The 20,351-nt window shown below is 65.4% G+C and carries 21 protein-coding genes; 8 read left to right on the top strand and 13 right to left on the bottom strand.

Annotated features, from left to right (window positions below; translation table 11 throughout):
• Nucleotides 1-46 precede the first annotated feature (46 nt).
• Both ATE64_RS10145 and ATE64_RS10140 read right to left on the bottom strand, forming a co-directional pair.
• Entirely contained in the window at nucleotides 47-649 is a 603-nt protein-coding gene (locus ATE64_RS10145) for a 2-hydroxychromene-2-carboxylate isomerase (RefSeq protein ID WP_058455449.1), read from the bottom strand.
• On the bottom strand, nucleotides 643-1,374 hold the full coding sequence (locus ATE64_RS10140) for an SDR family oxidoreductase (protein ID WP_058455448.1): 732 nt from the start codon (nucleotides 1,372-1,374) through the stop codon (nucleotides 643-645). The genes ATE64_RS10145 and ATE64_RS10140 overlap by 7 nt, the downstream gene beginning before the upstream one ends.
• Before the next feature lie 78 nt (nucleotides 1,375-1,452).
• Between ATE64_RS10140 and ATE64_RS10135 the strand changes: the two genes are divergently transcribed.
• Nucleotides 1,453-1,941 (top strand): helix-turn-helix domain-containing protein, encoded by a 489-nt coding sequence (locus ATE64_RS10135; protein WP_058455447.1) that lies wholly within the window; start codon nucleotides 1,453-1,455, stop codon nucleotides 1,939-1,941.
• A gap of 98 nt (nucleotides 1,942-2,039) precedes the next feature.
• Here the strand turns inward: ATE64_RS10135 and clpS are convergent, their stop codons facing one another.
• The 3 genes from clpS to ATE64_RS10120 all read right to left on the bottom strand — a co-directional run bounded on the left by clpS (nucleotide 2,040) and on the right by ATE64_RS10120 (nucleotide 5,256).
• Entirely contained in the window at nucleotides 2,040-2,405 is a 366-nt protein-coding gene (gene clpS / locus ATE64_RS10130) for an ATP-dependent Clp protease adapter ClpS (RefSeq protein WP_058455529.1), read from the bottom strand.
• 202 nt (nucleotides 2,406-2,607) lie between these two features.
• Nucleotides 2,608-3,360 (bottom strand): phasin family protein, encoded by a 753-nt coding sequence (locus ATE64_RS10125; protein ID WP_058455446.1) that lies wholly within the window; start codon nucleotides 3,358-3,360, stop codon nucleotides 2,608-2,610.
• A 123-nt stretch (nucleotides 3,361-3,483) separates the two neighbouring features.
• Complete coding sequence (locus tag ATE64_RS10120; RefSeq protein ID WP_058455445.1) at nucleotides 3,484-5,256, bottom strand: alpha/beta fold hydrolase; 1,773 nt, start codon at nucleotides 5,254-5,256, stop codon at nucleotides 3,484-3,486.
• 128 nt (nucleotides 5,257-5,384) lie between these two features.
• On the opposite strand from ATE64_RS10120, the gene ATE64_RS10115 reads away from it, so the two are divergent.
• The 3 genes from ATE64_RS10115 to ATE64_RS10105 are packed head-to-tail and all read left to right on the top strand — an operon-like array spanning nucleotide 5,385 to nucleotide 7,847.
• Complete coding sequence (locus ATE64_RS10115) at nucleotides 5,385-6,596, top strand: LL-diaminopimelate aminotransferase (protein WP_058455444.1); 1,212 nt, start codon at nucleotides 5,385-5,387, stop codon at nucleotides 6,594-6,596.
• A gap of 13 nt (nucleotides 6,597-6,609) precedes the next feature.
• A complete protein-coding gene (locus ATE64_RS10110) occupies nucleotides 6,610-7,368 on the top strand; it encodes a caspase family protein (RefSeq protein ID WP_156416497.1) in 759 nt (252 codons plus the stop codon).
• Complete coding sequence (locus tag ATE64_RS10105) at nucleotides 7,368-7,847, top strand: DUF2721 domain-containing protein (RefSeq protein ID WP_058455442.1); 480 nt, start codon at nucleotides 7,368-7,370, stop codon at nucleotides 7,845-7,847. Before ATE64_RS10110 ends, ATE64_RS10105 begins: the two co-directional genes overlap by 1 nt.
• On the opposite strand, the gene ATE64_RS10100 is transcribed toward ATE64_RS10105, so the two are convergent.
• Nucleotides 7,848-9,422: an amidase gene (locus tag ATE64_RS10100; RefSeq protein WP_058455441.1), complete on the bottom strand. Its 1,575-nt coding sequence runs from the start codon at nucleotides 9,420-9,422 to the stop codon at nucleotides 7,848-7,850.
• 111 nt (nucleotides 9,423-9,533) lie between these two features.
• Here ATE64_RS10100 and ATE64_RS10095 point away from each other — a divergent pair, with 111 nt between their 5' ends.
• Nucleotides 9,534-10,850 (top strand): MFS transporter, encoded by a 1,317-nt coding sequence (locus ATE64_RS10095; protein ID WP_058455440.1) that lies wholly within the window; start codon nucleotides 9,534-9,536, stop codon nucleotides 10,848-10,850.
• Here ATE64_RS10095 and ATE64_RS10090 read toward each other — a convergent pair.
• Nucleotides 10,847-11,437 carry an NADPH-dependent FMN reductase gene (locus ATE64_RS10090; protein WP_058455439.1) on the bottom strand — a complete coding sequence of 197 codons (591 nt, stop codon included), beginning with the start codon at nucleotides 11,435-11,437 and terminating at the stop codon, nucleotides 10,847-10,849. The two genes, ATE64_RS10095 and ATE64_RS10090, sit on opposite strands and share 4 nt — an antisense overlap.
• Nucleotides 11,438-11,446: 9 nt before the next feature.
• Nucleotides 11,447-11,944, bottom strand: a complete 498-nt coding sequence (locus ATE64_RS10085; protein ID WP_058455438.1) for a L,D-transpeptidase family protein — start codon at nucleotides 11,942-11,944, stop codon at nucleotides 11,447-11,449.
• Between the two features lie 79 nt (nucleotides 11,945-12,023).
• Here ATE64_RS10085 and ATE64_RS10080 point away from each other — a divergent pair, with 79 nt between their 5' ends.
• Nucleotides 12,024-12,914, top strand: coding sequence for a haloalkane dehalogenase (locus ATE64_RS10080; protein ID WP_058455437.1), 891 nt, complete (start codon nucleotides 12,024-12,026; stop codon nucleotides 12,912-12,914).
• Here the strand turns inward: ATE64_RS10080 and ATE64_RS10075 are convergent.
• A complete protein-coding gene (locus ATE64_RS10075) occupies nucleotides 12,904-14,193 on the bottom strand; it encodes an adenylosuccinate synthase (RefSeq protein ID WP_058455436.1) in 1,290 nt (429 codons plus the stop codon). The genes ATE64_RS10080 and ATE64_RS10075 overlap by 11 nt on opposite strands.
• Nucleotides 14,194-14,340: 147 nt before the next feature.
• Here ATE64_RS10075 and ATE64_RS10070 point away from each other — a divergent pair, with 147 nt between their 5' ends.
• Nucleotides 14,341-15,288: an alpha/beta hydrolase gene (locus ATE64_RS10070; protein WP_058455435.1), complete on the top strand. Its 948-nt coding sequence runs from the start codon at nucleotides 14,341-14,343 to the stop codon at nucleotides 15,286-15,288.
• A 166-nt stretch (nucleotides 15,289-15,454) separates the two neighbouring features.
• On the opposite strand, the gene ATE64_RS21595 is transcribed toward ATE64_RS10070, so the two are convergent.
• Nucleotides 15,455-15,589, bottom strand: coding sequence for an entericidin EcnA/B family protein (locus ATE64_RS21595; RefSeq protein WP_156416504.1), 135 nt, complete (start codon nucleotides 15,587-15,589; stop codon nucleotides 15,455-15,457).
• A gap of 199 nt (nucleotides 15,590-15,788) precedes the next feature.
• On the opposite strand from ATE64_RS21595, the gene ATE64_RS10065 reads away from it, so the two are divergent.
• Nucleotides 15,789-16,193, top strand: a complete 405-nt coding sequence (locus tag ATE64_RS10065; protein WP_231729065.1) for a DOPA 4,5-dioxygenase family protein — start codon at nucleotides 15,789-15,791, stop codon at nucleotides 16,191-16,193.
• A gap of 74 nt (nucleotides 16,194-16,267) precedes the next feature.
• Here the strand turns inward: ATE64_RS10065 and ATE64_RS10060 are convergent, their stop codons facing one another.
• From ATE64_RS10060 to ATE64_RS10050, 3 genes are all read right to left on the bottom strand, one after another.
• Complete coding sequence (locus ATE64_RS10060; protein WP_058455527.1) at nucleotides 16,268-17,383, bottom strand: ATP phosphoribosyltransferase regulatory subunit; 1,116 nt, start codon at nucleotides 17,381-17,383, stop codon at nucleotides 16,268-16,270.
• A 141-nt stretch (nucleotides 17,384-17,524) separates the two neighbouring features.
• Nucleotides 17,525-19,111, bottom strand: coding sequence for a phosphoglycerate dehydrogenase (serA, locus tag ATE64_RS10055; RefSeq protein WP_058455434.1), 1,587 nt, complete (start codon nucleotides 19,109-19,111; stop codon nucleotides 17,525-17,527).
• Nucleotides 19,112-19,197: 86 nt separating this feature from the next.
• The gene (locus ATE64_RS10050) at nucleotides 19,198-20,325 is read right to left on the bottom strand and encodes a phosphoserine transaminase (protein ID WP_058455433.1); all 1,128 of its coding nucleotides are present in this window, start codon (nucleotides 20,323-20,325) and stop codon (nucleotides 19,198-19,200) included.
• Nucleotides 20,326-20,351: the final 26 nt, after the last annotated feature.

Here is a 20,351-nt window from a genome sequence, read left to right as displayed (position 1 = left end):
CTTCGGCCTTGGGGCCTCCGCGTGAGGCGGGGGCGGCGAGCGATGGTCAGGCGAGTGCCTCTTCAACCTGACCGAGGCGATCCTTGCCGAAGAACATCTCGTCCCCGACGAAGAAGGTCGGGATGCCGAATACACCGCGTGCGACCGCGGCGTCGGTATTGGCGACAAGCCTTGCCTTGATCCCGGGCTCCTGCGTGCGCGCGAGAAGCACGGGGCCATCGAAGCCGTTCGCCGAAAGGAAGGTCGCGATGATTTCGGGATCGTCCATTTTCAGGCCTTCCTCCCACATCGCGCGGTTCACCGCGTCGACATAATCGTCGAGATTGCCCTCATCCTCGGCAACGATCGCGCCGCGCATGATCGTCAGCGTGTTGACGGGGAAATGCGGGTTGAGGCGAAACTTCGTCAAGCCGTGCCGCGCAATGAAGCGCCGCATTTCGAGGTTTTCATAGGCCAGTTTCGCGGGCGCTTCGGCATATTGGATCATCGGCGCCTTGTTGCCCGTCGCCTTGAAGATGCCGCCGAGCAGGCACGGCGTGATGATCAGGTCGGCGCCGGTGCGCTCGAGCAATTCGGGTAGCACTTTCAACGTCAGATAGGCGTTGGGGCTGCCGAAATCGAAGATGAGTTCAAGGCTTTTGGTCACCATTTCTCTCCCCAGGGACGGAGGTCGAGTTCGTGCGTCCATGCGCTTCTCGGCTGTTTGTGGAGCATCACATAATTGGCCGCGATGGCGCCCGGATTCAGGATCAGCTCCTGCGCCTTCGCATTGTCGAAATCGGGATGGCGGCCCTTGATGAACTCGGTGTCGATCGCGCCGTCGATGATCGTGTGCGCGACATGGATGCCCTTGGGACCCAATTCGCGCGCCATCGATTGCGCGAGCATGCGGAGAGCGCCCTTGGCGCCCGAGAAGGCTGAGAAGCCCGAACCGCCGCGCAGGCTGGCGGTCGCGCCGGTGAAGATGATCGTGCCGCGGCCGCGCGGGCTCATGCGTTTCGCCGCCTCGCGGCCCATCAGGAAACCGCCGAGGCAGGCCATTTCCCAGACTTTGGTGTAAACGCGCACCGTCGTTTCGGCGATCGGGAAGTTCACATTGGCACCGATGTTGAACACCGCGACTTCCACCGGCCCGACTTCGGCTTCGACCTGGTCGAAGAGGGCGATCATCGCCTCTTCGTTGCGGGCGTCGGCGGGGAAAGCGCGTGCCCGATACCCTTCGCCGCGGATCGACTGCGCCAGCGCTTCGAGCGCGTCGGCGTTGCGCTCGCGGCGGTTGACGCAGGCGGTGAGCCCCTCGGCGGCGAAGGCGCGCGCGATCGCGCCGCCCGTGGCATCGCCGGCGCCTATGATGACGGCTGCGGGATTGGGCATGGGCGACTCTCCTCTTGCGCCCGATAGTAACTATGATAATCATAGTTACAAGCGATTATTTCGCCGTAGAGGTGAGCGATGCCCAAACGCACGGATCTGTCGGATACCTTCTGCCCCGTTGGACGGTCGGCCGAGCTGCTTGGCGACCGCGCGGTGCTGCTGATCCTGCGCGATCTGTTCTTCGGTCGGCGGCGGTTCGAGGCGATCGCGGCGAACACCGGGCTCGGGCCGCAACTCGTCTCGGCGCGGCTCAAGCTGATGGAAAAGCAGGGAGTGGTCGAGCGGCACGCCTATCAGGAGCGCCCGCCGCGCCACGAATACCGTCTGACCGCAAAGGGCAAGGATCTGTTCGACGTCCTCTACGCGATGCGCAACTGGGCTGAGCGTTGGGCCTATGAAGACGGCGAAATCGGCGGGCCGGCGATGCGCTACGTTCACCGCGCGTGTGGAACCGATGTCGGCACATCGACCGTCTGTCCGGGGTGCGGCGAGCCGCTGCGCTATGGCGATCTGAAAGGGGAGCCGTCGGAAGCGCTCAGGGCCGAGCAGGCGGCAAGGGCCGGCTAGTCATCTCGTCATTGCGAGCGAAGCGAAGCAATCCAGAGCGGTTTCCGCACCGCCAGATTGCCGCGTCGCCTGCGGCTCCTCGCAATGACGAAGAATTTTTATGCCTTTTCCAGCGTGCACTGCAGCGGGTGCTGGTTCTGCCGCGCGGCGTCCATCACCTGGTTGACCTTGGTCTCGGCGACTTCATAGCTGAACACGCCGCACACGCCGACGCCCTGCTGGTGGACGTGAAGCATCACCTGCGTCGCGCGTTCGATGTCCATGTTGAAGAAGCGCTGCAGCACCATCACGACGAATTCCATCGGCGTATAGTCGTCGTTGAGCAGCAGCACCTTGTACATCGAGGGCTTCTTGGGCTTCGCGCGCGTGCGCGTCGCGATGCCGACACCCGGCGCACCGGACGTGTCGTCATCCTTGCCCGCCATTGCGCGGACGACATGAGGGATCGAAGCCGGAAGCATCATCATCGGGAATATCGCAAGCCGATGCGGAATCGCAAGAGGGCGGGGTGGTTAATTCCGTCTCGTGTGGGGAGTGGCTGGAAGAAAAGCGGAGCAGAGAAACAAGAACCGCCCGCCCCCCGAAGGAAGCGAGCGGTCTTGATGGTGTCGGCGCGGACGGGGAGAGGAGGGGGGGAAGGCCCGCGCCAACGGGAAGGTGAAGGCCTTAGGCTGCCTTCATCTTCGAAGTGATGACCGAAACGCGGTTCGAGATCGGCGCGAAGCTGTCGTTCGTCAGCTTGACGACGAGTTCGCTGGTCTTCGACGTCTGCGCAACAGCGGCGTCGAACGCCTTCTTGCTGTTTTCGGCATAGAGCTTCAGGAATTCGGCCGGCGACTTGACCGCAGTGTAGCCCTTGAGCGCAGCGGTCGTGTCTTCGAAGCTCTTGCGAGCGAAGGCGACGCCTTCCTGGCCGAGCGTTTCGATGCCCTTGGCAGCGATCTTGCCCGATTCGACGAGCGCTTCGACGTTCGCCTTGTTGAATTCGACCGCTTCTTCAGCGAGCTTGCTGGTCTTCGCCATGGCTTCCTTCGCCTTTTCGTTGAAATCGGCGGTCAGCGCTTCGGTGCGGGTCTTGGCTTCTTCGGCGAACTTCTTGACGGTGTCGTTCATGGTCTTGAATCCTTTTGTGACGGCGGCGGCCGGCTTCGGCGCTGCCTTGACGGGCTTCGGGGCAATGGTCTTCGCGACCGCCTTCTTGGCGGCGATCTTCTTCGGTGCCGGCTTTGCGGCTTTCTTTTGGACCGGCTTGGCCTTCGCCGCGACAGTCTTGGTCTTCACGGGCGCCGGAGCGGCCTTTGCTTCCACCGCGGGCGCGGCAGCAGCAACCGGTGCGGCGGGAGCAGCCACCGGCTTGGCGGCGGTTTCCAGCGTCGCGGCTTCGAAAGCCTTTTCGGCACTATCCATCTTGGTAGCCATCGTGACAACTCCTTTATGTTGCAGTGCACAATATAGGAGTGGATCGGGGATTTCAAGACATTTTTTGTGCAGTGCACAAAAATAGACTCGCCTCGATCTCGTTGGCCTTATGATTTCCCGATATTACCGCTGCTTGACATAGCGGCCGGGCGCATCCTCTATCGCCTTTTTAGCACCTTTTCCCGGAATGCGCGCGCCTTTTGCAGCCGTTTTTGCGCTATCCTGTTCCGAAATCCAGCCGATCCAGTGCGGCCACCAGCTGCCCTTGGTCTCGGTCGCGCTCGCGATAAAATCGTCGAGCGTCGCGGCATCGTTGTCGCCGGTCCAATACTGGTATTTGCCAGCGGCGGGCGGATTGACGACGCCCGCAATATGGCCCGAGCCGGCAAGCAGGAAGGTCTTCGGTCCCGACAGATGGTCCATCAACCGCCAGACGCTGGCGAGCGGCGCGATATGATCCTCGCGCCCCGCCTGGATATAGGCCGGAGTCTCGATCTTCTTGAGATCGATCGGTGTGCCCATCGCCGACAGGCTGTTCGGGATCACCATGCGATTGTCGCGATAGAGGTCGATCAGATATTGCCGGTGCCACTTCGCGGGCAGGTTGGTGACGTCGCCGTTCCAGTAGAGCAGATCGAACGGCGGATAGTCATTGCCGAGCAGATAATTGCCGACGACATAGTTCCAGATCAGGTCGCGTCCGCGCAGCGAATTGAAGGTCGCGGCCATATAGCGGCCGTCGAGGAACCCGCCCGCCGAAAGCTGCTGGAGCAGCGCCAGATAGCTGTCGTCGACGAACATCTTGAGGTCGCCCGCGAGCTCGAAATCGACCTGCGCGGTGAAGAAGGTCACCGACTTGACCTTGTCGCCCTCGCCGCGCGCGGCGAGCATCGCCAGTGTCGCGGCAAGCGTCGTGCCCGCGACGCAATAGCCGATGCTGTGGACGTGCGGAACGTCCAGCAACTCGCGCACGGTATCGATCGCGTCGACCTGCGACGCAATATAGTCGTCCCAGACGATTTCGCTCATCGAGGTATCGGCCGATTTCCACGACACCATGAACACCGTCAGCCCCTGTTCGACCGCCCAGGCGACAAAGCTCTTCGCCGGATTGAGGTCGAGGATGTAGAAGCGGTTGATCCACGGCGGGAAGATGACAAGCGGGACGGTAAAGACGTCCTTCGTCGTCGGTTCATATTGGATGAGCTGGTAAAGGTCGGTCTCGTGGATCACCTTCCCCGGCGTCGTCGCGATGTTCACGCCGACCTCGAACGCGTCGGGGTCGACATGGGAGAGCTGCCCGCGCGACAGGTCGGTGAGCATGTGCTTCAAGCCCTTGAGCAGGCTTTCGCCGCGCGTCTCGACCGCGCGCTTGATCACTTCGGGATTGGTGATCGCGAGGTTGGAGGGCGACAGCGCCTCGGCCATGTTCCGTGCCGCGAACTCCATCTTCGCCCGCGCATGGTCATCGAGCCCCGCCATCGTGCGTGTTGTCGTCAACAATTGTTCGGTCAGCAGGCCATAGGTCTGGCGGATCAGCGCGAAGACCGGGTTCGCGGTCCAGTCGGGGTCGGCGAAGCGCTTGTCCTTGGGCGCATCGGCGGCGGGCGCGAAGGGCGGCTGGAGCGTCGCGAGCGAGGTCCAGAAGCGCGCGCCCTGCTCCCACATCTTGGTCGACTGCTCGGCCCAGGCCTGCGTCGTCGGGTTCTGCAGCCAGCTCGCGGGGTCGAACAGGCCGGCGGCGGCGCTGTTGCCCTGGTTCGCCTGACCGAGCGCATATTCGAGCATCATCTGCTGCGCGCGGCCCATGACGCTCGTCCAATGCTGTATGTCTTCGGGCGAGGGCAGGAAGGGATTCGGCGTGTCGCTGGTGTCGTCCTTACCCGTATCGCTCATGCTCGTTCCTGCTGGTCAGTGCCGATATAATGCCTATAACAAGCCGCGATGCGGCTGGCGAGACTGCCGCAAGCGTCAACTTGAACAAATAGGTCAGCGCACACGAAAAGGAGTTGTTCTAGTTTCCCATGTCCGAAGATGAATTCTATCGCATCAAGCGCCTGCCGCCCTATGTCATCGCCGAAGTGAATGCGATGCGAGCGGCCGCGCGGGCCGCGGGCGAAGACATCATCGACCTGGGGATGGGCAACCCCGACCTGCCGCCGCCGGCGCATGTCATCGAGAAATTGTGCGAAGTGGCGATGAAGCCCGATGCGCACGGCTATTCGCAGTCGAAGGGCATTCCGGGACTCCGCCGCGCGCAGGCCAATTATTATGCGCGCCGCTTCAACGTCGAACTCGACCCCGAAAGCGAGGTCGTCGTGACGATGGGATCGAAGGAAGGGCTTGCGAGCCTGGCGACCGCGATCACCGGCCCCGGCGACGTCGTGCTGGCGCCGAACCCCAGCTATCCGATCCACACCTTCGGCTTCATCATCGCCGGCGCGACGATCCGCAGTGTGCCGACGACCCCCGACGAGAATTACTGGCGCGCGCTCGACCGCGCGATGGCCTTCACCGTGCCGCGCCCGTCGATCCTCGTCGTCAACTACCCGTCGAACCCGACCGCTGAGACCGTCGATCTCGCTTTTTACGAGCGGCTCGTCGCCTGGGCGAAGGAGAACAAGGTCTGGGTTCTCAGCGACCTTGCCTATTCGGAACTCTACTACGACGGCAACCCCACGCCCTCGATTCTGCAGGTGCCGGGCGCCAAGGATGTCGCGATCGAATTCACGTCGATGTCGAAGACCTATTCGATGGCGGGGTGGCGCATGGGTTTCGCGGTCGGCAACAAGCGCCTGATCGCGGCGATGACGCGCGTGAAGTCGTACCTCGACTATGGCGCCTTCACGCCGATCCAGGCCGCCGCTTGCGCGGCGCTCAACGGACCGCAGGACATCGTCGCGAAAAACCGCGAACTCTATCAGAAGCGCCGCGACGTCATGGTGGAGAGTTTTTCGCGCGCCGGATGGGACATTCCGAGCCCGCCTGCGTCGATGTTCGCATGGGCACCGCTGCCCCCCGCGCTCCGCGAGATGGGTAGCCTCGAGTTTTCGAAGCAGCTCCTGACCCACGCCAAGGTCGCGGTCGCGCCCGGCGTCGGCTATGGCGAAGATGGCGAGGGTTTTGTCCGCATCGCCATGGTCGAGAACGAGCAGCGGATCCGTCAGGCCGCGCGCAACATTCGCAAATTCCTGCAGATGCATGGCGTGAACACGCCCTCGGTTGCAGCGGGCTGAAGGCCCGGAGACGATGCCGGCCGCCGTGCACCGGATGGCACTGATCGTCGCCGCGCATCTGTTTGCTGCGGGCGCGAGCGCGCAGGCTGCCGATGTCGCGCCGACCGTGCTGATCACCTCGGTCGCGCCGGGCGAGGAAGCGATGGACCGCGACGCGTTCGGCGGCAATCCGTTGGCGTCGGCGCTCGTCAAGGTTGCGGAGGATGGCCATACAGCGTTTCGCGATGCGCTTCCCCGGCTGCTCGAACTGACCGCGGCCTATAGCGACGAATTGCATCATCCGGTCGCGGGTGCGCTTGCCGACGATGGCTGGCGGCTGGGCGTGCCGGCGCCTGGCGAGCGCCGCGTCGCACTGGTCGCCGTATTTGCCGAATATCGGCTCGATACCCAATTGCCGTCGCTGCCCGGGGCCGCGTTCGATGCCATCCGGATCTCGCGGGCGCTGCGATCGACGGGTTTCGCGACCGAGATGGTGGTGGCGCGGGACAGCGCCGAATTGCGGGCTGCGCTCACCGCGCATGGCCTGCGGTCGGCCGACGCGGACACGTCGCTAATCTATGTGACCGGGCATGGTGTCGAGCATCGCGGCCGGATCGCCTTGTTGCCTGGCGACTATCCGGCGCGCGGCGGTGCGGCGGCGCTGCCGACGCGTGCGATCATGCTCGACGAGATCGCGGGGGCCGGGCGCGCGCATCAGCGGAATCTTTTATTCTATGGCGGATGCCGCAACGACCCCTTCGCCGGGGCGGCCAGCGCGGCCGGGGGGTATTGATGGCGACCGACGCGGGAGCGATTGCCCAGACGATCCAGTTGTCGGTCACGCCGGTGTTCCTGCTGGTCGCAACGGGCAGCCTGCTCAACGTGCTGACGGGCCGGTTGTCGCGCGTCGTCGACCGCTCGCGCGCGCTGATGGAGCGTTCGGCGGCGACCGAGGGCGACGAACATGCGCGCGTCGTCGCCGAATTGCGATGGGCGGACCGCCGCATGGGCGTGATCAACAATTCGATCGGCTCGGCGGTCGCGTGCGGCATCGTCGTCTGCCTGCTCGTCGCACTGCTGTTCACCCAGGCCTTTACCGGCATCAACCTTGGTGTCGCCGCATCATGGGCCTTTGCGCTTGCGATGCTTCTGCTGCTCGTTTCGCTTGTGCTGTTCTTCGTCGGGGTCCGCATGGCAATCCGCGCAATCCAGGTTCCGATGGACCTTCTGGAAATCGAGGAAATCGGTCGGCGGAAGCGGCAAGGCCGCTGATCAGGGCGCGGCGCCGGTCCGGTAGGCCGGCGTCACGCGCTTGCGGCTTGCCTGTTCATAGGCATAGCCCGCCGCGAGGACATCGGCGTCGCTCCACTTCGTGCCGATGATAGAGAGGCCGATCGGCAGGCCCTCGACCGCGCCCATCGGTTCGGTGAGGTGCGGATAGCCGGCGACCGCGGGCATCTGGCTGACGCTCGGCCCGGTATAATGATCACCGTTGACGAGGTCGGTCGTCCAGGCCGGGCCGTTGGTCACGCCGACAAGGAAATCGACCTTGTTATCCTTCAGCAGCCGGTCGATTCCCTCGGGACCGGCGAGCCGCGCCGCCGTCGCCTTCGCCTCGACATAGGCGGCGCTGTCGAGCCCGCCCTTGGTTTCGGCAAGCTCGAAGAGCGACTGGTCGAACCAGCGCAGTTCTTCCGGATGCGCCTTGTTGAAGGCGATCAACTCGGCGAGCGACTTCGGACCGTCCTTGCCCGGAAGCGCGGCGAGATAGGCGGCGATGTCGGCCTTGAGCTCGGTCATCAATATTTCGAGCTCGGCGCCGCCAAGGCCGTCGAGGCCCGATTGGCTGTCCTTGATGTCGACGATCGTCGCGCCTGCACCCTCCATCGCCTTCAGCGCCGCGTCAAACAGCGCCGCGATGTCGGCGCGGCCGCCGATCCGATCGCGCAGCACGCCGATGCGCTTGCCCTTCAGCGCGCCGGACGACAGCTTCGCGACATAGTCGGTCTTGCGCGCATCGGCCTCGGCGGTCGCGGGATCGGCGGGGTCGCTCCCTGCGATGACGCCCAGCAGCGCTGCCGCGTCGCGCACCGTCAGCGCCATCGGGCCGGCGGTATCCTGGCTGTGGCTGATCGGCACGATGAAGGTGCGACTGACGAGACCGACCGTCGGCTTGAAGCCGACGATGCCGTTGATCGCGGCGGGGCAGGTGATCGATCCGTCGGTCTCGGTGCCGATCGCGAGTGGCGCGAGGCTCGCCGCGACCGCGGCGCCGCTGCCCGATGACGAGCCGCAGGCGTTGCGGTTGAGCGCGTGCGGGTTCTTCGTCAGCCCGCCGACCGCGCTCCACCCGCTCGTCGAATCGCCCGAGCGAATGTTCGCCCATTCGCTGAGGTTCGTCTTGCCGAGGATGACCGCGCCCGCCTTGCGCAGACGTGCGACGATCGGCGCGTCGCGGTTCGTGACATTATCCTTGAGCGCCTGGCTGCCCGCGGTCGTCGGCAGCGGACCCTTCGCCTCGATATTGTCCTTGATCAGCACGGGGATGCCATGGAGCGGCCCGCGGACCTTGCCGGATTTTCGTTCCTCCCACAGGCGCTTCGCCTCGCTCGCTGCGTCGGGAAAGGTGGCGATGACCGCGTCGAGCTTTGGGCCATGGTCGTCGATCTTCGTGATCCGGTCGAGAAAGAGGGTGGTGAGCAGTTCGTCGGACATCGAACCCTGCGTCATCTCCGCCTGCAAGGTCGCAGCATCCTTCTCGGCGACGGGTGGCAGCGGCGGCGGCATTGCAGCGGCGGGCGCGAGAGCGAGAAGCGATACGGCGGCGGCAAGGGAAATTTTCTTCATAGGCGCAGGCTGGCAGCCGTAGCGGCAATTGCAAGCGCCTTGTTTCGCCCCGCCTTGGCGGCGTTGACAGGCTGCGCTCCGGTCTGCACCTTGGCCGTCCGGGAGAGAAAAATGACGGATAAACCTGCGCTTGCCGCCGGCATCGCCCCGCCGCCCTCCGACAGCGCCGCCGCGCACGCGCGGACGATGCTGTGGATTCTGCTGATCGTCTATATCTTCAACTTTCTCGACCGTCAGATCGTCAACATCCTCGCCGAGCCGATCAAAGCCGACCTGGGCCTTACCGATACGGAACTCGGCCTGCTCGCGGGGCCGGCCTTTGCGGTCTTCTATGCGCTGCTCGGCATCCCGATCGCGCGCTATGCCGACAAGGACGGCACGAACCGCGTCCGCCTGATCGCCCTCGCGCTCGCGATCTGGTCGGCGATGACCGCGGTGTGCGGGCTCGCGCAGAATTTCGTGCAATTGCTGTTCGCGCGCATCGGCGTCGGGGTAGGCGAGGCAGGATGCACCCCCGCAGCACATTCGCTGATTTCGGACACCGTACCCGCCGAAAAACGCTCGTCTGCGATTGCCTTCTATGGCCTTGGCGTGCCGATCGGATCGCTGCTCGGGCTGATTATCGGCGGGATCGTCAACGATCTTTACGGGTGGCGCATTGCGTTGATGCTCGTCGGTGCGCCCGGGCTACTGCTTGCAGTCGTCGTGCTGTTCGTGATGCGCGAGCCGCGGCACAGCCGCACCGCCGAAGCCGCGGCGACTGCTGCGGCGGTAACCCGTCTCTCGACCGGCGAGGCGATGCGCGAAATCTTTGCCTCGCGCGCCTTCATCTACATATTGATCGCGTCGTCGGTCGTCGCCTTCCTCGGTTATGGCAAGGCGCTGTGGACCATCAGCTTCTTCATTCGCAGCCACGGGCTGTCGACCACCGAGGCTGGGCTGTCGATGGCGGTCGTCCTCGGCCTCGCCGGGGCGTTCGGTACGTGGCTTGGCGGCAAGATGGCCGACCGGTTCGGCGCGCGCGACAAGCGGCACATTCTGACCTTTCCCGCCTATGGGATGGCGGTCGCGGCGCCGATCCTGTTTCTCGGCTATTATATGGAGGACTGGCGCGTCGCGGTCGCCCTGCTGATCATCCCGACGATCCTCAACTCCGCCTATTACGGCCCGGCTTATGCCTGTGTTCAGGGGCTCGTCCGCCCGCAGGCGCGGGCGGTTGCGGCGTCGATCATGCTATTCGGACAGAATCTCATCGGGCTGGGCTTCGGGCCGTTCCTGTTCGGCGTGCTGTCGGATCAGCTCGCGCCGACCTATGGGCAGGAAAGCGTGCGCTACGTCCTCTACGGCGCGGCGTGGCTCGGGCTGATCCCGGCTTTCTTCTTCTGGCGCGCCAGCCTGCGGCTCAATGCGGAACTGAAGACGGGCTAGTAGGGCGGGGCCTTCGCGGCGCGCTGCACTTTCGCCGCGTCGATCCACCAGTCGAGATCGTCGGCGAAACGTGGGAAGCTCTTTTCCAGCCGCGCGCCATCGTCGCCCGTGGGCTTGCCGTCGGCATCGAAGGCGCCGCCGATCCGCCCGACCGGCAGGATCGAGGAGATTACGGCCATGCCCATCTCGCCCAATATGTCGCGCCACCCCATCATCGCGCGCACCCCCGACCAGGGACCGGCCGAGTAGCAGGCGATCGCGGCGGGCCGCCAGAACCATTCCTCGAGGAAATGGTCGGTCAGGTTCTTGAGCCCCGGCTGCGGCCCCCAATTATATTCGCCGGTGACGAACAGGAAGCCGTCGGCGGCGCGGATCTTTGCCGCCAATTCTTCCATGGCGGGCGGTGCCTCGCCGCGCGGGTATTCCTTGTACATGCGGTCGAGCATCGGCAGACCGACCGCCTTGGCGTCGATCAGTTCGGCGCTGTCGCCGCGGGCCTTGATCGCCTCGACAAGCCAGTGCGCAAGCTTGATGCCCTGCCGGTCGCGGCGATAGCTGCCGTAGAAGACGAGGATATGGCGCGACATACGGGCTCCTTAGGGGCGAATGGTGATCGGGGTGCCGTCGGGCACGATGTCCCACAATTGTTTAATTTCCGCGTTCGACAGCGCGATGCACCCGTCGGTCCAGTCGCGCGCGATCGCCGGGCCGCGCCACGCATTGGGCTGGCCGTGGATGAAGATGTCGCCGCCCGGCGAGCGCCCACGTGCCTCCGCATAAGCGCGGTCGGCGGCATTGGGATAGGAAATGCGAAGCGACAGGTGATAGGCGCTTGTCGGATTGCGGCCGCTAATCGTGTAGCTGCCCTCGGGCGTCTTCTCGTCGCCTTCGAAGCGCTTGTGCCCGACCGGCGAGCCGCCGAGTCGGACATTCGCGTAGCGGACGATTTCGCGCCCCTTCGCATAACCGATCAGCACCCGGTCGCTCTTGTCGACGATCAGTCGGTCGAGCTTTGTGCCCGCGGCGAGCGGCTGCGATTGCGCGGTCCCGCAGGCCGACAGCAGCAGGAGGGGCAGGGCGACGGCGAAGCGCATCGCCGTACCTTAACCGATCGCCGCGCATGGACAAGGCCGCGCTCGGCGCTAAGCTGACCCCGGGAAGAGGGGGGACACTATGCAGATCTATCGCACGCCCGACGCGCGCTTCGAGGGGCTGCCCGACTGGCCGTACAAGCCGAACTATGTGGAGATCGCGGGCGGGCTGCGCGTCCACTATGTCGACGAGGGCGCCGCCGATGCGCAGCCGGTGCTGATGCTGCACGGCGAGCCGACCTGGTCCTATCTCTACCGCCATATGATCGGTCCGGTGGTCCAGGCCGGCTTTCGCGTCGTCGCGCCCGATCTGATCGGTTTCGGCCGGTCGGACAAGCCGCTCGATCGTTCGGCATACAGCTATGCCGGGCAGGTCGCGTGGATGCGGCAATTCATCGAGGCGCTCGACCTTAAGGACATCATCCTCGCCTGCCAGGACTGGGGCTCGCTGATCGGCCTTCGCCTCGTTGCCGAAATGCCCGAGCGGTTCGCGGGGGTCGCGCTGTCGAACGGCGGGCTTCCCGAGGGGCAACCGGCGCCGCGTGCTTTTGCTATCTGGCGCGCTTTTTCCCGCTTCAGTCCGCTGTTCCCGATCGGGCGGATCGTCAATGCGGGCGCGCAGAAGCAACTGACGGCAAAGGAAATTGCTGCCTATGACGCGCCCTTCCCGACACGGGCGTCGAAAGTTGCGGCGCGCGTCTTTCCCTCCCTCGTGCCGCTCGGCGACAATGTCGCGGTCCTTGACCAGAAGCGCGCCTGGGCCGCGCTGGAAGCATTCGACAAGCCATTCCTGTGCTGCTTTACCGATGGCGATCCGATCACGCGCGGCGGCGATGCGCCGTTTATCGACCGCGTCCCGGGCGCGCGGGGCATGGCGCACCGGACGCTACACGGCGGCCATTTCGTGCAGGAAAATGATCCGGCAGGCTTCGTCGCCGCGATCCGCGACGTCGCGGCGGCGATCAGTCGCTGAACGGATCGCGGATCAGGATCGTGTCCTCGCGCTCGGGGCTGGTCGAGACGAGCGCGATCGGGGTTTCGATCAATTCCTGCACGCGCTGGATATATTTGATCGCCTGCGCGGGCAGGTCGGCATAGCTGCGCGCGCCGGCGGTCGATTCGTGCCAGCCGTCCATTTCCTCGTAGATCGGTTCGACCTCGGCCTGATCGGCCGAGTGCGAGGGGAAATAGTCGAGGATCTTGCCGCGCAGGCGATAGCCGGTGCAGATGCGGATCGTGTCGAAGCCGTCGAGCACGTCGAGCTTGGTGAGCGCGATGCCGGTGACGCCCGACACGGCGCAGCTCTGCCGCACGAGCACCGCGTCGAACCAGCCGCAGCGGCGCTTGCGCCCGGTGACGGTGCCGAACTCGTGCCCACGCTCGCCAAGCCGCTGGCCGATCTCGTCCTCGAGCTCGGTCGGGAAGGGGCCGCTGCCGACGCGCGTCGTATAGGCCTTGGCGATGCCGAGCACGAAGCCCACCGACGAAGGGCCGAGCCCCGATCCGCTGGCAGCGGTGCCGCTGACGGTGTTCGAGCTGGTGACGAAGGGATAAGTGCCGTGGTCGACGTCGAGCAGCACGCCCTGCGCGCCCTCGAACAATATGCGCGCGCCGGCCTTGCGGACCTTCTTCAGCCGCTTCCAGACGGGCTGCGCATATTCGAGCACGAAATCGGCGATTTCGGACAGGTCGGCGACCAGCTTGTCGCGGTCGATCGGCGGCTGGCCGAAACCGGCGCGGAGTGCGTCGTGATGCGCGGTCAGGCGGTCGAGCTGCGGTTCAAGCTTGTCGAGGTGGGCCAAGTCGCAGACGCGGATCGCGCGGCGACCGACCTTGTCTTCATAGGCCGGGCCAATGCCGCGCCCGGTGGTACCGATCTTGCCCGCGCCTGCGGCGGTTTCGCGCAGCGCGTCGAGGTCGCGGTGAAAGGGCAGGATCAGCGCGCAATTGTCGGCGATCGCGAAATTGTCGGCGTTGATCTCGACGCCCTGGCCGCGCAGCTTTGCCATTTCATCGCGCAGCGCCCACGGATCAAGGACGACGCCGTTGCCGATGATCGACAGCGTGCCGGTGACGATACCCGAGGGAAGCAGCGACAGCTTGTACACCTGGTCGCCGACGACGAGCGTATGACCGGCATTATGACCACCCTGGAACCGCACCACGGCATCGGCGCGGCTGGCGAGCCAGTCGACAATCTTGCCCTTGCCCTCGTCGCCCCATTGCGACCCGATGACGGTAACATTTGCCATGATGCTGTCCTGCTGAACCGGGCCAAAAACGACCAGTGCGGGCCCGGCGCGGCCTTAGCGGATTTGGGCACGGAGGCAACCCAAAGCGGGATGATTTTGCGACAATTGCAGGCAAGACCTGCACGGCCGGGATAGTGGAGACAGGCGATGACGAAACGAAATTGGTTTGGATATGCCCTGTTGACGGCCTTTGCGGTCGCGAGTGTGACCGTGCCAGTGCCTTTTGCAGATGCGCGCGAGAAGATGCGCGACCGGCTGCGCGAGCGGATCGCCGAGCGGATGGGCGCCGACGAAGGTCCGAAGGCGCCGGGCGGCGAGACGATCTCCTATGGCAGCAACGCGCTGCAAAATTTCGATATCTGGCGCGCGAAGGACGCGAAGGGGCCGGCGCCGCTGGTCGTCTTCGTCCACGGTGGCGGCTGGAAGCGGGGCAGCAAGGACAATGCGACGGGACAATACAAGCCGGTGCATTATCCGCAGCTGGGCTATGCCTTCGCGTCGATCAACTATCGGCTCGTTCCCGACGCGACGGTCGAGCAGCAGGCGGCCGATGTCGCGGGGGCGGTGAAGGCGCTTGTCGACCGCGCCGGCGCGCTGGGTATCGACCGGCGGCGGATCGTCCTCATGGGGCATAGCGCGGGCGCGCACCTGGTAGCGCTGGTCGGGACCGACGAAAAATATCTGCGCGATGCAGGGCTGAGCTTTGCCGACATCGCGGGGGTGGTCCCGATCGACGGCGCCGCCTATGACGTGCCTGCGCAGATGAGGGACGGGCCGCCGATCATGCAAAAGACCTATGCTCAGGCGTTCGGGTCCGATCCGGCGCGGCAGCGGGCGCTGTCGCCGACCTCGCAGGCGGGGGCGCCCAATGCGCCGCAATTCCTGCTGCTCTATGTCCAGCGCCCCGACGGGGTCCGGCAGGCCGAAGCGCTGGACAAGGCGCTGACGTCGGGCGGCAGCAAGGTCGAGCGCGGGAGCTTCCCGGGCGAGGGGTTGCAGGGCCATGCCGAGATCAACAGGCGGCTGGGCGATCCGACCTATGCGCCGACCGCGACGGTCGATGCGTGGTTGAAGCAGCTGTTTGCAGCGCGGTAGGGTCAGCTTTGGGGCGAGAATCGGATATTTCGGCTCCGACGGACGTCACCTCGGGCGCGCCTAGCTGGAAGGAAAAGGCGGGTCGCGAGTCAAGCCCGGGATGACGATATCGGAAACGGCAGCAACCCGGCAATAATGGTGATCCGCTGATATCGGTCCCCGCCGCCTAGCAGTTGCCCTTCACGCCATCGGCACAGTCGCCGACAGAGCCTACGTCCTTCCCGGCGCCTTCGATCGTATTGCAAGCCGACAGGATCAATATCGAGCTGCCAATTGCGAAAATTTTCAGAAGCTTTTTCATTGTTTCTCTCCGGCGACGAGGGCGATCGGCCCCCATTTTGGTTTCGGTGTTCTGACAACCGTCGTTCGCTACGATTGTTCCCTTCGGCAGCGTCGGGCTAGCCGAAGCGTTCGAAATGATCGCCGGGCCGGGGCGAATCCCGGGCTTGACCCGGAACCCGCCTTTTCCTTCAAATGACGCACCCAGGGTCAAGCCCGAGATGACACAAGTGGAAAGCGATGCCGAGATGACGAACCCCGACGCGCCCTATCATGCGCATATCTATTACGACCCCGCCGAGCGGTCGGCGGCGGTCGCGCTCCGCGATGCGTTCGGCGCGGATCCGGCGATCCTGTTCGTCGGCGCGCTGACCGATGGCGCGGCGGGGCCGCATCCGATCGCGCAATATGAGGTGCACTTCCTGGCCAGCTATCGGCCTGCGGTGGTCGCGGCGATCGAGGCGACGGGACTGCGCGCGCTTGTCCATCCGCTCACCGACGACGATCTCGCCGACCACACCAGCCTTGCGCACTGGATCGGCGAGCCGGTCGAACTCGACGTGACCGTGCTCGATCCACCCGGTGTGAACCAGGGGATTCCGCGGTTTGGGGTATCGGATTTCTAGGAACATGTTCCCCGGCGAAAGCCGGGGCCCAGATCGGACGCTGCTATGGGCCCCGGCTTTTGCCGGGGAACAGCTCACGCCTCGACAGGGCCGTAGGGACCAAGCCGCCAGCCGCAACCGAGCGCGCGGGCGTCGTCGGCCTCGGACAGCGCTGCGACCGTCTGCCAGCCGTCGGCGCGCAGGCTTGTTGCCAGCGCGGGATCGTGGCCGAGGGGCAGGAAGATGCGGCGTTCGGCCTCATCCTCGACGCCGAGGCCGTCGTCGATCAGCGGGTCGGGGTAGAGCGAGAAGCCGACCGCGGGCTCTTCCTGTTCGTCGCCGACCGGGATGGCATAGCCGCCGCCGCGGCCGATCGCGTCGCCCTGGCCGGGGACGAAGATCTGGAAGCCGAACCAGCTTTGATAGGCGAAACCGTGGCGTTCGGTCGGGTCGAGAGTCAGGTTCGCGCGGTTGCGGATCGGCGCGCCGATCTCTTCGAGCGCGTCGATGCGGCTCGTGAGCACGCCCGACGTATCGAACGCTCGCAGGTCGGCGATCGCGCGGTCGAACGGGCCGGTCGCGCGGAGTAGCGGCAGATAGGCCTCGGCACCGATGCGCACGAGCGCGCCGGCGTCCTTGGCGTCGAGTTCGTCGCGCAGGCTTTCGATTTCGGCAGCGACCGGCAGCGGCCCGCCCGCGAGCAGGCCGACCGCGTCGGGCAGCGTGAAATCGATCGTCACTTGACCGATGCCCGCCGCCTCCAGCGCGTCGATCGCGACGCTGACGATCTCGCGCGCCGCCGCGACGCCGTCGCTGCCGATCAGTTCGGCGCCGACCTGCAGCATCTCGCGCGCAGGGCGGAGCTGGCTGGCGCGCAGCTTGACGATCTGGCCGGCGTAGCAAAGCCGCAACGGACGCGGTGCCTTGGCGAGCAGCGAGGTCGCGATGCGGCCGACCTGCCGCGTGATGTCGGGGCGGAGGGCCAGCGTGCGCTGCGACACCGGATCGGTGAAGCGGAGAAGGTCGCGCGAGCTGCGATCGTCGTCGCCGCCCAGCGTCTCGCGGAACTCGGCGAGCGGCGGCGATACACGACCATAGCCGTGCGCGCGCATCGCGTCGACCAGCGCGCGGGTGACGCGCGACGCGGCCTCGGCCTGCGCGGGCAGGCGGTCGCGGAGGCCTTCGGGCAGCAGGGCAGGGGCCTTGGTCATGCGTGCGGCCTTAGGATGGTCGAAGAGAGTCAACAATCCCGAATTCCGTTCGCATCGAGCGAAGTCGAGATGCCGAGAAGGCGTGCATCGACGATGAGTGTCTCGACTTCGCTCGACACGAACGGGGATTGAAACGTGGGCTTAGAACTTCAGGCCCTTCACCGTCTTCACGCCCGGAAGCTGACAGATCTGCCACAGAAGGGGCTCAGGCAGCGGCGAGTCGAGGCTCAAAAGCAGCACCGCTTCACCGCCTGCGGCGCGGCGGCCGAGGTGGAAGGTGCCGATGTTGAGCCCCGCGTCGCCCAGCGTCGTGCCGATGCGGCCGATGAAGCCCGGCGCGTCCTCGTTGACGATGTAGAGCATGTGACCGTCGAGATCGGCCTCGACCTTGATGCCGAACATCTCGACCAGGCGCGGGTCGCCGTTGCTGAACAGCGTGCCCGCGACCGAACGGTCGCCCGCTTCGGTCGCGACCGTTACGCGGACGAGCGTGTGATAGTCGCCGTCGCGGTCGTGGCGCACTTCGCGGACGTCGAGACCGCGTTCGCGCGCAAGGTGCGGGGCGTTGACCATGTTCACCGCGTCCGAATAGCGGCGCATCAGGCCGGTCAGCACTGCGGCGGTGATCGGCTTGAGGTTGAGCTCGGCGGCGGCGCCCTCGACCTCGATCGAGATCGTCGTCAGATTGTCGTGCGCAAGCTGGCCGACGAGGCTGCCGAGCTTTTCGGCAAGGCTCATATAGGGGCGGAGCTTAGGCGCCTCCTCGGCCGACAGGCTCGGGACGTTGAGCGCATTGGTGATCCCGCCGGTGAGGAGGTAGTCGCTGATCTGCTCGGCGACCTGAATGGCGACATTGACCTGCGCCTCGTCGGTCGAGGCACCGAGGTGCGGGGTGCAGATGAAGTTCGGGGTGCCGAACAGCGGATGATCGGCCGGAGGCGGCTCGGTCGCGAACACATCGAGCGCCGCGCCCGCGACATGGCCGCTGTCGAGCGCGTCTTTGAGCGCCGCCTCGTCGATCAGGCCGCCGCGTGCGCAGTTGATGATGCGGACACCCTTCTTTGCCTTGGCGATATTCTCGGCCGACAGGATATTGCGCGTCTGGTCGGTCAGCGGCGTGTGCAGCGTGATGAAATCGGCCTTGGCGAGCAGCGTGTCGAGATCAGCCTTTTCGACGCCAAGCTCGATCGCGCGCTCAGGCGTCAGGAAGGGGTCGAAGGCGACGACCTTCATGCGCAGGCCCAGCGCACGCTCGGCAACGATGCTGCCGATGTTGCCGCAGCCGATCAGGCCGAGCGTCTTCGAGGTCAGCTCGACGCCCATGAAGTCGTTCTTTGGCCATTTGCCCGCCTGCGTCAGCGCGTTCGCTTCGGGGATCTGGCGGGAGAGTGCGAACATCATCGCGATCGCATGTTCGGCCGTAGTGATGCTGTTGCCGAAGGGCGTATTCATCACGATGACCCCCTGCTTCGACGCCGAGGGGATATCGACATTGTCGACGCCGATCCCGGCGCGGCCGACGACCTTGAGGTTCGTCGCCGCGGCCAGAACGTCGGCGGTGACCTTGGTGGCCGAGCGGATCGCGAGGCCGTCATAGGCGCCGATCATCGCGATCAGCTCGTCCTTGGTCTTGCCGGTGATGACGTCGACGTCGATGCCGCGTTCCTTGAAGATCGTGGCGGCCTTGGGGTCCATCTTGTCGGAAATCAGAACTTTGGGAGCGGTCATGTCATTTTCTCCGTCATCCCAGCGAAAGCTGGGATCGTTGGGAATGGGGATGATCGATGGCGGTCCCAGCTTTCGCTGGGACGACGTTATGGGTTGAGCGAGGCGTAGGCCCAGTCGAGCCACGGCCCAAGCGCTTCGATATCGGCGGTGTCGACGGTCGCGCCGCACCAGATGCGAAGGCCCGGAGGGGCGTCGCGGTAGCCCGCGATGTCATAGGCCGCGCCTTCGGCTTCGAGCAGCCCGGCGAACGTCTTGATGAAGGCTTCGTCGGCGCCGGCGACCGACAGGCAGACCGAGGTCTTCGATCGGCTGGCAGGATCGGCGGCGAGGTGTCTGAGCCAGTCGCGGTCGGTGACGATCTTGTCGAGCGCCGCGGCGTTGGCGTCGCTGCGCGCTTTCAGGCCGTCGAGTCCGCCCAGCGACTTCGCCCACTCGAGCGCGAAGATCGCGTCCTCGACCGCGAGCATCGACGGGGTGTTGATGGTCTCGCCCTTGAACACGCCCTCGGCGAGCGCGCCCTTGCTGACGAGGCGGAAGACCTTGGGCAGCGGCCAGGCGGGGGTGTAATTCTCAAGCCGCTCAACCGCGCGCGGGCCGAGGATCAGTACGCCATGGCCGCCTTCGCCGCCAAGCACTTTCTGCCAGCTGAAGGTCGCGACGTCGATCTTGTCCCACGGCAGGTCGTAGGCGAACACCGCGCTGGTCGCATCGGCGAAGCTCAGCCCTGCTCGATCGGCGGCGATCCAGTCGCCATCGGGCACGCGGACGCCGCTGGTGGTGCCGTTCCAGGTGAAGAGGACGTCGTTCGACCAGTCGACTTGGCCCAGGTCGGGAAGCTCGCCGTAGTCGGCGCGGATAACGGTCGGATCGAGCTTGAGCTGCTTGGCGGCATCGGTGACCCAGCCCTCGCCGAAGCTCTCCCACGCGAGCGTCGTGACGGGCCGCTGCCCAAGCATCGTCCACATCGCCATCTCAAAGGCGCCGGTGTCCGATCCGGGCACGATGCCGATGCGGTGGGTATCGGGGAGCTGCAGCATCTCGCGCATCAGGTCGATGCAATAGGCGAGACGCGTCTTGCCGATCTTGGCGCGATGCGAGCGGCCGAGCGATTCGGTGGCGAGTTTGTCGGGGGACCAGACCGGCGGCTTGGCGCACGGACCGGAGGAAAAGAAAGGACGCGCAGGCCTTGCCTGCGGTTTACGCACGTCAGTCATGTCATACTCTCCTCACAGAGAGCTCG

It is taken from the genome of Sphingopyxis sp. H073, assembly GCF_001468395.1.
GTDB lineage: Bacteria > Pseudomonadota > Alphaproteobacteria > Sphingomonadales > Sphingomonadaceae > Sphingopyxis.
The sequence above is the reverse complement of the archived record's forward strand: the minus strand, read 5'-3'. Positions and strand labels throughout refer to the sequence as shown.

What these genes read in the sequence shown, in the direction of transcription:
- ATE64_RS10085 (WP_058455438.1), bottom strand. Translation starts at nt 11,944, where the DNA reads ATGCGCTTCGCCGTCGCCCTGCCCCTCCTGCTGCTGTCGGCCTGCGGG.
- ATE64_RS10120 (WP_058455445.1), bottom strand. Translation starts at nt 5,256, where the DNA reads ATGAGCGATACGGGTAAGGACGACACCAGCGACACGCCGAATCCCTTC.
- ATE64_RS10060 (WP_058455527.1), bottom strand. Translation starts at nt 17,383, where the DNA reads ATGACCAAGGCCCCTGCCCTGCTGCCCGAAGGCCTCCGCGACCGCCTG.
- ATE64_RS10105 (WP_058455442.1), top strand. Translation starts at nt 7,368, where the DNA reads ATGGCGACCGACGCGGGAGCGATTGCCCAGACGATCCAGTTGTCGGTC.
- ATE64_RS10090 (WP_058455439.1), bottom strand. Translation starts at nt 11,437, where the DNA reads ATGTCGCGCCATATCCTCGTCTTCTACGGCAGCTATCGCCGCGACCGG.
- ATE64_RS10100 (WP_058455441.1), bottom strand. Translation starts at nt 9,422, where the DNA reads ATGAAGAAAATTTCCCTTGCCGCCGCCGTATCGCTTCTCGCTCTCGCG.
- ATE64_RS21595 (WP_156416504.1), bottom strand. Translation starts at nt 15,589, where the DNA reads ATGAAAAAGCTTCTGAAAATTTTCGCAATTGGCAGCTCGATATTGATC.
- clpS (WP_058455529.1), bottom strand. Translation starts at nt 2,405, where the DNA reads ATGATGCTTCCGGCTTCGATCCCTCATGTCGTCCGCGCAATGGCGGGC.
- ATE64_RS10075 (WP_058455436.1), bottom strand. Translation starts at nt 14,193, where the DNA reads ATGGCAAATGTTACCGTCATCGGGTCGCAATGGGGCGACGAGGGCAAG.
- ATE64_RS10080 (WP_058455437.1), top strand. Translation starts at nt 12,024, where the DNA reads ATGCAGATCTATCGCACGCCCGACGCGCGCTTCGAGGGGCTGCCCGAC.
- ATE64_RS10135 (WP_058455447.1), top strand. Translation starts at nt 1,453, where the DNA reads ATGCCCAAACGCACGGATCTGTCGGATACCTTCTGCCCCGTTGGACGG.
- ATE64_RS10050 (WP_058455433.1), bottom strand. Translation starts at nt 20,325, where the DNA reads ATGACTGACGTGCGTAAACCGCAGGCAAGGCCTGCGCGTCCTTTCTTT.
- ATE64_RS10070 (WP_058455435.1), top strand. Translation starts at nt 14,341, where the DNA reads ATGACGAAACGAAATTGGTTTGGATATGCCCTGTTGACGGCCTTTGCG.
- ATE64_RS10110 (WP_156416497.1), top strand. Translation starts at nt 6,610, where the DNA reads ATGCCGGCCGCCGTGCACCGGATGGCACTGATCGTCGCCGCGCATCTG.
- serA (WP_058455434.1), bottom strand. Translation starts at nt 19,111, where the DNA reads ATGACCGCTCCCAAAGTTCTGATTTCCGACAAGATGGACCCCAAGGCC.
- ATE64_RS10125 (WP_058455446.1), bottom strand. Translation starts at nt 3,360, where the DNA reads ATGGCTACCAAGATGGATAGTGCCGAAAAGGCTTTCGAAGCCGCGACG.
- ATE64_RS10095 (WP_058455440.1), top strand. Translation starts at nt 9,534, where the DNA reads ATGACGGATAAACCTGCGCTTGCCGCCGGCATCGCCCCGCCGCCCTCC.
- ATE64_RS10115 (WP_058455444.1), top strand. Translation starts at nt 5,385, where the DNA reads ATGTCCGAAGATGAATTCTATCGCATCAAGCGCCTGCCGCCCTATGTC.
- ATE64_RS10065 (WP_231729065.1), top strand. Translation starts at nt 15,789, where the DNA reads ATGACACAAGTGGAAAGCGATGCCGAGATGACGAACCCCGACGCGCCC.
- ATE64_RS10145 (WP_058455449.1), bottom strand. Translation starts at nt 649, where the DNA reads ATGGTGACCAAAAGCCTTGAACTCATCTTCGATTTCGGCAGCCCCAAC.
- ATE64_RS10140 (WP_058455448.1), bottom strand. Translation starts at nt 1,374, where the DNA reads ATGCCCAATCCCGCAGCCGTCATCATAGGCGCCGGCGATGCCACGGGC.